The organism is Desulfamplus magnetovallimortis (assembly GCF_900170035.1).
GTDB lineage: Bacteria > Desulfobacterota > Desulfobacteria > Desulfobacterales > Desulfobacteraceae > Desulfamplus > Desulfamplus magnetovallimortis.
Genome location: NZ_LT828560.1, coordinates 93,598 through 101,055 on the forward strand (window position 1 = coordinate 93,598; position 7,458 = coordinate 101,055).

At 35.9% G+C, this 7,458-nt stretch carries 7 protein-coding genes; 1 reads left to right on the plus strand and 6 read right to left on the minus strand.

The annotated features are described in order from the left end of the window. Positions 1–227 precede the first annotated feature (227 nt). The 6 genes from MTBBW1_RS23850 to MTBBW1_RS23875 all read right to left on the minus strand — a co-directional run bounded on the left by MTBBW1_RS23850 (position 228) and on the right by MTBBW1_RS23875 (position 5,314). Positions 228–1,304: an AAA family ATPase gene (locus MTBBW1_RS23850; RefSeq protein ID WP_080808384.1), complete on the minus strand. Its 1,077-nt coding sequence runs from the start codon at positions 1,302–1,304 to the stop codon at positions 228–230. Between the two features lie 96 nt (positions 1,305–1,400). Then, on the minus strand, positions 1,401–1,637 hold the full coding sequence (locus MTBBW1_RS23855) for a DUF2442 domain-containing protein (RefSeq protein WP_080808387.1): 237 nt from the start codon (positions 1,635–1,637) through the stop codon (positions 1,401–1,403). 9 nt (positions 1,638–1,646) lie between these two features. Next, positions 1,647–1,913, minus strand: a complete 267-nt coding sequence (gene dhiT, locus MTBBW1_RS23860) for a type II toxin-antitoxin system toxin DhiT (RefSeq protein ID WP_080808390.1) — start codon at positions 1,911–1,913, stop codon at positions 1,647–1,649. 33 nt (positions 1,914–1,946) lie between these two features. Further along, positions 1,947–2,216, minus strand: a complete 270-nt coding sequence (locus MTBBW1_RS23865; RefSeq protein ID WP_080808394.1) for a UPF0175 family protein — start codon at positions 2,214–2,216, stop codon at positions 1,947–1,949. A 171-nt stretch (positions 2,217–2,387) separates the two neighbouring features. After that, entirely contained in the window at positions 2,388–3,578 is a 1,191-nt protein-coding gene (locus MTBBW1_RS23870; RefSeq protein WP_080808397.1) for a restriction endonuclease subunit S, read from the minus strand. Beyond that, positions 3,578–5,314, minus strand: a complete 1,737-nt coding sequence (locus MTBBW1_RS23875; RefSeq protein ID WP_080808401.1) for a type I restriction-modification system subunit M — start codon at positions 5,312–5,314, stop codon at positions 3,578–3,580. Before MTBBW1_RS23875 ends, MTBBW1_RS23870 begins: the two co-directional genes overlap by 1 nt. An 835-nt stretch (positions 5,315–6,149) precedes the next feature. On the opposite strand from MTBBW1_RS23875, the gene MTBBW1_RS23880 reads away from it, so the two are divergent. After that, positions 6,150–7,458: YopA family protein (locus MTBBW1_RS23880; protein ID WP_080808404.1), on the plus strand; the 1,309-nt coding region annotated here is incomplete at its 3' end.

Sequence of the window (7,458 nt, forward strand, 5' to 3'; positions counted from 1 at the left end):
TTTTACAAGACTGCAATCAAAATTTGGCGAAGGTATTGTTTTTACGTCAGAAAAATTAGGGCTTAAAAGCAACGCAGGAAATTCATTTTTAAAGTTATCCTTGCCACCAATATTGATAATTTGAACAATATCCACAGCACCAACATATTTAAGAAGTGCTTCAAAAAAATTCAACCTCATCTTTTCCTTCAACAAGCAATAAAATATTCTTTTTATTCTGATGTTCGTCATCGTGTTTCCCAACCTCTTTTCAAAGCAGCCACTAACATTTCGGATTCATAAATTTTAGGCTTGATCTCTCCTTTTTCCTTATCAAGCCTAATATATGTAATATTTGAAATTGCTTCAGATGATAGCCCTTGAATTAAGGATTGCTTTATCTCATAACTATGCGTCGTTGCAAAGATTTGACAGTTATACTTTTTTGAAACTTCATGAATTGCTTTTAAAATATCGGGAAGAAGGGAATAGTGCCATCCATTTTCAATTTCATCAATGAGAACAATTCCATTTTCGTTTGTTGCGATTGCTAATATGATTGAAAGTAACTTGGCTGTACCTTCTCCCATATGGGAAACCGGAATTTTCCTTGATAGCCCAATATCGCCATAAATAAACGCATGATCGCCTTTGGCTATGGTTGTCAAAGATTTTAGATTCGGTTCTATGATTTTTAATATCTCTGTAATGTTATCTGTTTGACCATGAATATCCAATTCTCCAAATCTTGCGGCATCTTCCATAGGGTTTCGTTGAGCCCCGGAAGCAATGTAGATGGATTTTTTCAAAGAAGGGGGCATTGAGATATTTTTAACATGCATACCTAAGCGTGCTCCTTCAAGTGTCAAATGAGCCTCTCCAACTTTTTTGTTATTAATATAATATATAAACTCAAGAGATTCTGCACCAATGGCTTGTTGGCTTGTGTCTATTTTAAGAGATGTTCCTTTCGGAGATGTTAAGCCAAACATGGATTTTTGAAATTCTTTATTGTGCTTGATGCAGAGTTTTTCCTTTGTCTTGTTTTCATCTACCTCCATTTCAATGGCATTTACCATATCATAGCCGTTAAAAATCGGAGACCAAAGAGAGGCAGAGTTGAGCGTTATCGAACCAACACCTCGCCAGGAAAGATGACGCATAGTAACTTCCGGATTTGCCCTGTCATAAAACATAAAAAATGCTTCCAGAATCGTCGTTTTTCCAGTGTTGTTTTTTCCTCCAATCAGTGTCAATGGCTTTAAATTATCCAATCGTATATTTGTAAACTGCTTGAAGCCCTTAATAGAAAAAGATGTTATCATTGTAATGCCTTATATTCCTCGTTTTCCATCATTGAATAAAATTTCAATCTGATAATCCTTTAAATATGTTGCGTCTATGATCTGTAAAACCATGAATCAAATAAATTCCATTTCATCCAATAGAGTTTCCGGTGCGATATCCTGTTCATCAGGCCAGGTCAATGCCCCAAATAGTATATAAACCTTATTAAAATAGTTTACATCTTTTAGCTTTTTAAAGAGACCGTGTTGCAAATAAGGTTTTACATCAAAAATGCCTTTTCTGCCGTCTTCTATTTCAACAAAGACCTTGTAATCCGGTAATGGCTTTGAAACTTTTACATCCCAGTACATAGACACCTCTTATAACGGACGAATTTTGTAAGGATTTTCACCACTTATTGCAATTTCCCAATTGGCAAGCAATTCATCTTTATATAATTCCACCCAGGCTTGTACCAATCGAAGCTGTTTTCTTGGTAATTCTCCGGCAATGATCTCTCCATCTTTTATTGTTATTGATGCCTCAAATTCAGCGTATTTTGCATGAATATGTGGCAAACTGTGTTGTTTATTGTCAAGGAGATACATACGAATAATTATTCCATAAAACATTGAAATGATAGGCATGAATGAATTCCTTTATATCGTTTTAATTAAATCTTAATTGTTTACAGATTCAAATATTTCATCAATCTCTTCTTCGTTATAGTCAAATATATGCTCTTTTTCCTTTTGCAGTTTTTCTATAAAATCAATCTTGGTGTAGCCAGCCAGTTCTGCTGCTTTTCCCAATGACAATCGACCTTTTCTATAAAAGTACAAAGCAGAGAGATATTTGACCTCGTTCGTAAATTCATCTTTTGTCCCTTTGATTGATAACAGGATATTTTCCTTGATTGGAAATGAGATATCAACTGTTCTTTCTTGCATGGTTCTCTCTCCATTTTTAAAGGTTAACAGGTTATCTCCGGTGCTTTCCAGTCTCGGACATCAATTTTCCCAGTCACAACTTCGCTGATCAGGGCAGTTCGATATTCTTGGAGTAGTTCGATTTCTTTGTCTGTTTTAGTGATAATAGTGTCTATTCGAATGGTTTGTTGCTCAATTAAATTTATTATTTCTTCTTGCTCTTTTCGAGGGGGGGAATAACATCAAAATATTTTTTGTTTGTGATTGATTGAAGATAGCAAGCGTGGATGAATTTGCACAACTTACAATTACATCAGACTTTGATGTTAAATAATATGCTCCATAGTATGGATTAAGATTATCATTAAAAGTGATTGTATTTATTTGTTGATTACAACTTGAATCATAATTAATGATTCCAATATTCCCCAATGTAGCTCCTATACCTACAAGAAAAACGCTACCGGCTTTATAAATATTTGCCACACCATCATTAATTGCATGAGAAGTTATTTTTCTTTTTGATTCATATAAAAACATATTTTTATGAAAATCAGCTGGTGTGAACCAATTAAGATTTCCATTTTTAAAATATTCAACTTTTATTGATGGGGGCGTTGAGCCTGTTTTAACAGAAACCGTTAACCATTTTAATTTGACAACATCCCAATGCTCCGGAATCTCCCCCAACCATTCAATACCAGAATCTTTCATGGGAACATCAGGATCAAGACCTTTGGTCACTGCTTCATTGATAACAGCAGTACGTTCTTCTTTTAACAGGTCAATTAACCGTTTCTTTTTTTCAATAAGAGTGTCGATTTGGTGGGTTTTGTGATCGAGGAAAGTGGCGATTTTTTGTTGTTCATGAAGCGGTGGAACTATGGTATATAAGTGTTTGATTAGTACTATGGTAAGTCTTGTTAGGGCAGAGCCATGGATAAAACTATACATTTGATCAATATTTAATCCTGAGATTAAATAATATCTAAGAAAATTAGAAGTTAAAATGAGATTATTCGGTTTGATTAAACCCAAAGAAGACAATATTACAAAATTATTATCTTCTTTTACAATGGCAGCTCTTCCAATAGTTCCATCTTTGGTTAATAGGATATCTTCAAGATCAGGTTGGCATCCACTCTCTACCAATTTTAAAAAATCAGGTTCTGATATTTTTTTACAATTTATAGTATCAATAGTGTTATTGCCAATATCTTTTACTGAAATATATGCCATTCCTTCATCTTGTGTGGGTGGAGAAAAATGTGACCCGTCAGTTATATTGTTGCAATATCTTTTTAAAAAGTTACGATCCCAATGCTCCGGTATCTCTCCCATCCACTCAACCCCAGAATCTTTATACTTTGGATAAGGCTTCATCAATTGAGCACCTCATTCAACAGCCCATCTGTTGCCTTCTCCAAGGCCAGTATATCAGAACGGATTTCAGCAAGAGATCGCAATGGTTTGTATTCATAGAAATACTTGGTGAAGTTGATCTCATATCCCACTTTAGTCTTTGAATGATCAACCCAGGCATCAGGAACATGGGGCAGCACCTCTTTTTCCATGTATTCCTGAATATCTTCTTCAGATGAGTCAGTTTTTCCTGTTTTCAAGGGGATGTTTTCATTGTCACGCAGTTTGGTATCTGGCTTGGGGATACCCTGTTTGGTGGTGACCACTTCACCATCTTCAATCAAGGGGCGTTCAACCGTGACACGGGAATATCCGAAATCTGAATTATGGAAGATCTTGCAGTACTTTCCTTCCTTGAAATCACCGTAAACTTGCGTGATGGTCTTGATATCTTCATCTGATATCTCATTTCTTTTATTTCCAAGTGATCGACTCATCTTGTGAAAAAAGGATACTGCATTTATGAGCTGCACTTTTCCTTTTCTCTGACTATCCTTTCTGTTGGTGACAATCCAGAAGTAGGTGGAGATGCCAGTGTTGTAAAATAGCTGGTCTGGAAGTGCAACAATGGCTTCCAGCATATCATTTTCAATAATCCATTTTCTGATTTCAGATTCACCAGAACCAGCACTACCTGTAAACAGGGGAGAACCGTTAAAAACAATCGCTATACGAGAACCTCCATTGGATGGCTTCATCTTGGATATGAGATGTTGCAGGAAAAGTAGAGACCCATCTGACACTCGTGGGAGACCAGCTCCAAACCTACCCCCAAATCCCAACTGATCATGTTCTTTCTTTATCTGCTTCTGGACTTTTTTCCATGCAACACCAAATGGAGGATTGACGAGACAGTAATCAAATTTATCATTTTCAAATCCATCTGTTGTGAATGAATTTCCAAACTTTATATTGGATGCTTTCTGACCCTTGATCATCATATCGGCTTTGCATATTGCATAGGATTCATCATTGAGTTCCTGACCAAATACTTCAAGGCGTGCATCAGGATTGAGTTCTTTCAGATACTCTTCAGCAACCGAGAGCATCCCACCGGTTCCACAGGCACAGTCATATAAGGTTTTCACGATACCTTTCTGGGAGAGGATGTCATTGTCATTGTTGAACAAAAGATTGACCATGAGCCGGATGACTTCTCTTGGGGTAAAATGCTCTCCAGCGGTCTCATTACTGATTTCAGCAAATTTTCGGATCAACTCTTCAAAGACATATCCCATCTCCATGGAGGATACTGTATCTGGATGGAGATCTATCTTTGCAAAGGATTCAAGGACAAGAAACAAGAGATTTTTATCATCAAGGTAGGATATTTGATCATCGAATTTGAATTTATCCAGGATTTCCCGTGCTTCAGCAGAGAAACCGGCAACGTAGTTTCTCAAGTTTATTCCAATCTTGTCATGCTCTGCCAGTAGCTTCTGGAAATCAAATTTACTTCGATTGTGGAAATTGTAGCCGGATTCCTTGTTGAGGATTTTATCAATGGCATCCTCATTCATGTTTTGGATGGCTTCATACTTTGTCAGTACATTCTCTTTGGTTGAAGAGAGGACACAATCCAGTCGTCTCAATACAGTAAAGGGGAGGATTACCTGCCCATATGATGCCTGTTTGTAGTCTCCACGCAGGATATCTGCGACTCCCCATATAAAATTTGCCAGTCCTTGAACGTTCATTTATTCTCCAGTAATTTTGTCTCAAGATATTGAAAAAGATATTCTTTTTTCATCAATTCTCCTATGTGTGTTTTCGACAACCCATAACTCTAAAGATGTTACTTTATTGTATAACATAAGTCATTGCTCTTCTTCAAACTTTCTTTTGCTATGCAGTACCCCAAAATATATGTGGTGAATAACAGATGTTCAGTGTCACTTGAAAAAGTAGCTATTGGATATATTGTTTTTAAAGTAATAAATTCAAGGTCTCCGACAGACCCTGAACAGAGCACTTTAACTGAGAAGTTGCAGTAATTTTATCGAGCTTTTTTTGGCATCTTTCATATCATCCCAAAAGTAGTTTACACTTTTTTTATTGAGAACCCCGATAAATGGGCTTGTTTTCCCAGAAAGTGTAAATCGGGAAATGAAACATGCCCTTTTTTTGATTCTTCTTTTGCACCTTCAATTTTGTCCCTTGGGACAATTTTCAACACCTTTAAAAAACTTTCATCTGTTTTTGAACGATTCGAGATTCCCTGTTCTGCTCGTGTGCTTCTTTAACTTTTGAACTCAAACCACTTTATTCTATCATACTTATCGACACTAATTTTAAATATTTATCCTAAATAAACACAGGTACGTTCATTAACTATAACTAATTTGAATCAACAAATTCTTGACAGTTTCATGGATTCTCGATTAAGTATTCATTACAGGAACTTAAATAGTCACGAGTTCAAGTATAGGGCAAGTAAACTTGACTTCACCCAAAATTTGATGAAAAGTCATAATTCAAGAGCAACCCTATCTACCTATCTCGGGCTTTGTAATTTGGAGCTGGAGAATTAGCATGAATGATTCAGCTATTTTAAAGATTCTTAAGTTTATGAAAAAGGCAATGTCAATAATAAAAGGTCAAATAAGCAGAGCTCCATTAACGATAGAGCCACTCCATTCTTGCAAGTACCCTAATGAAGCATGTGAAATATACAATGGATCTATAGTTGTAGAGTCATATAATGCTGACGTTTGTACAATCGGATGTGGGAATATAATACAACAGTGGTTACCAGAGCCATCAATCAAATATTGTATGACCAAGCATAAACAAATTTCTTCTATGGAACGGGCAAAAATCAACAATAAAGACTATCTGTCATTAGGAAAATCTAAATCAACTGTTACCATTCATATGCAACCAATTTCTCTTTGTCCAACCAGAAAAAATTCGCAACCAGAACATTCATCTTCAACTTTTTCGGGTGCAATTGAGGAACCCGTCATAATAGGCACTGATAAACCAGTACAATTTGTCAAATTTCACATCGTAAATTTTAATCCTTATGAAGGTCAGGGTATTCGAAATAGTTCTAAAAGTCGTCTTTGGAAAGGACGGATAATAATTTGTTGTGATAAATGGAAAATTACAATCGACGCATCGGAATTTTTTTCAAAAGAGCTGAGAGAAAAGTTATTATCAGAAAGTGGCTATGCAATTACACATGTCGCACAAGCTGAAAAGCTTGACGGCTCTCCAATATCTTTATCTGAAAGTGATTCGTTACAAGATGCACTATTTTATTTTCTCTCTTTTACTCAAGGCCGCTGGGCCCCTCCAATCTTACCCGCTGGTTACGATGAAACGGAATTAATTACATGGAAAAGGATTAATCCATGGAACTCTTCTTGGTGTGCCACAAAATGGCAAGATAGGGGATCATGGCTACCTACGTTGAGCACTGAAGGATTAATAGACACTTTTCCAGGTTTCTTTGCTCTGTGGAATGAAAAATCTTGGAAACAACCAATATCTCAGGCGATTAACTGGTATATATATGGGAATCTTCAGCAATCTGGACTAAATAGTTCCATCATAATAGCACAAGCATGTTTAGAACTTTTTTCTTGGGTCATAATGTTTGAAAATGGAATTGTTGATAAAAACACCTTTAATAATCATCAGAAATATAATACGACATCAAAAAAGATTAATCGTTTGCTTGAATCTTTTAATATTCCCCAAAATATACCTCATGAGTTTGTCTCGCTAAAAAGATTTGAATCTGGTTTAAAACACTCAAAAAATAATGGCCCGTATGCAATTGTTGAGATAAGAAATAGTATTGTCCATGCCTCACCAGAAAATCGTGAGACTTACA

What these genes read in the sequence shown, in the direction of transcription:
- MTBBW1_RS23850 (WP_080808384.1), bottom strand. Translation starts at nt 1,304, where the DNA reads ATGATAACATCTTTTTCTATTAAGGGCTTCAAGCAGTTTACAAATATA.
- MTBBW1_RS23855 (WP_080808387.1), bottom strand. Translation starts at nt 1,637, where the DNA reads ATGTACTGGGATGTAAAAGTTTCAAAGCCATTACCGGATTACAAGGTC.
- dhiT (WP_080808390.1), bottom strand. Translation starts at nt 1,913, where the DNA reads ATGCCTATCATTTCAATGTTTTATGGAATAATTATTCGTATGTATCTC.
- MTBBW1_RS23865 (WP_080808394.1), bottom strand. Translation starts at nt 2,216, where the DNA reads ATGCAAGAAAGAACAGTTGATATCTCATTTCCAATCAAGGAAAATATC.
- MTBBW1_RS23870 (WP_080808397.1), bottom strand. Translation starts at nt 3,578, where the DNA reads ATGAAGCCTTATCCAAAGTATAAAGATTCTGGGGTTGAGTGGATGGGA.
- MTBBW1_RS23875 (WP_080808401.1), bottom strand. Translation starts at nt 5,314, where the DNA reads ATGAACGTTCAAGGACTGGCAAATTTTATATGGGGAGTCGCAGATATC.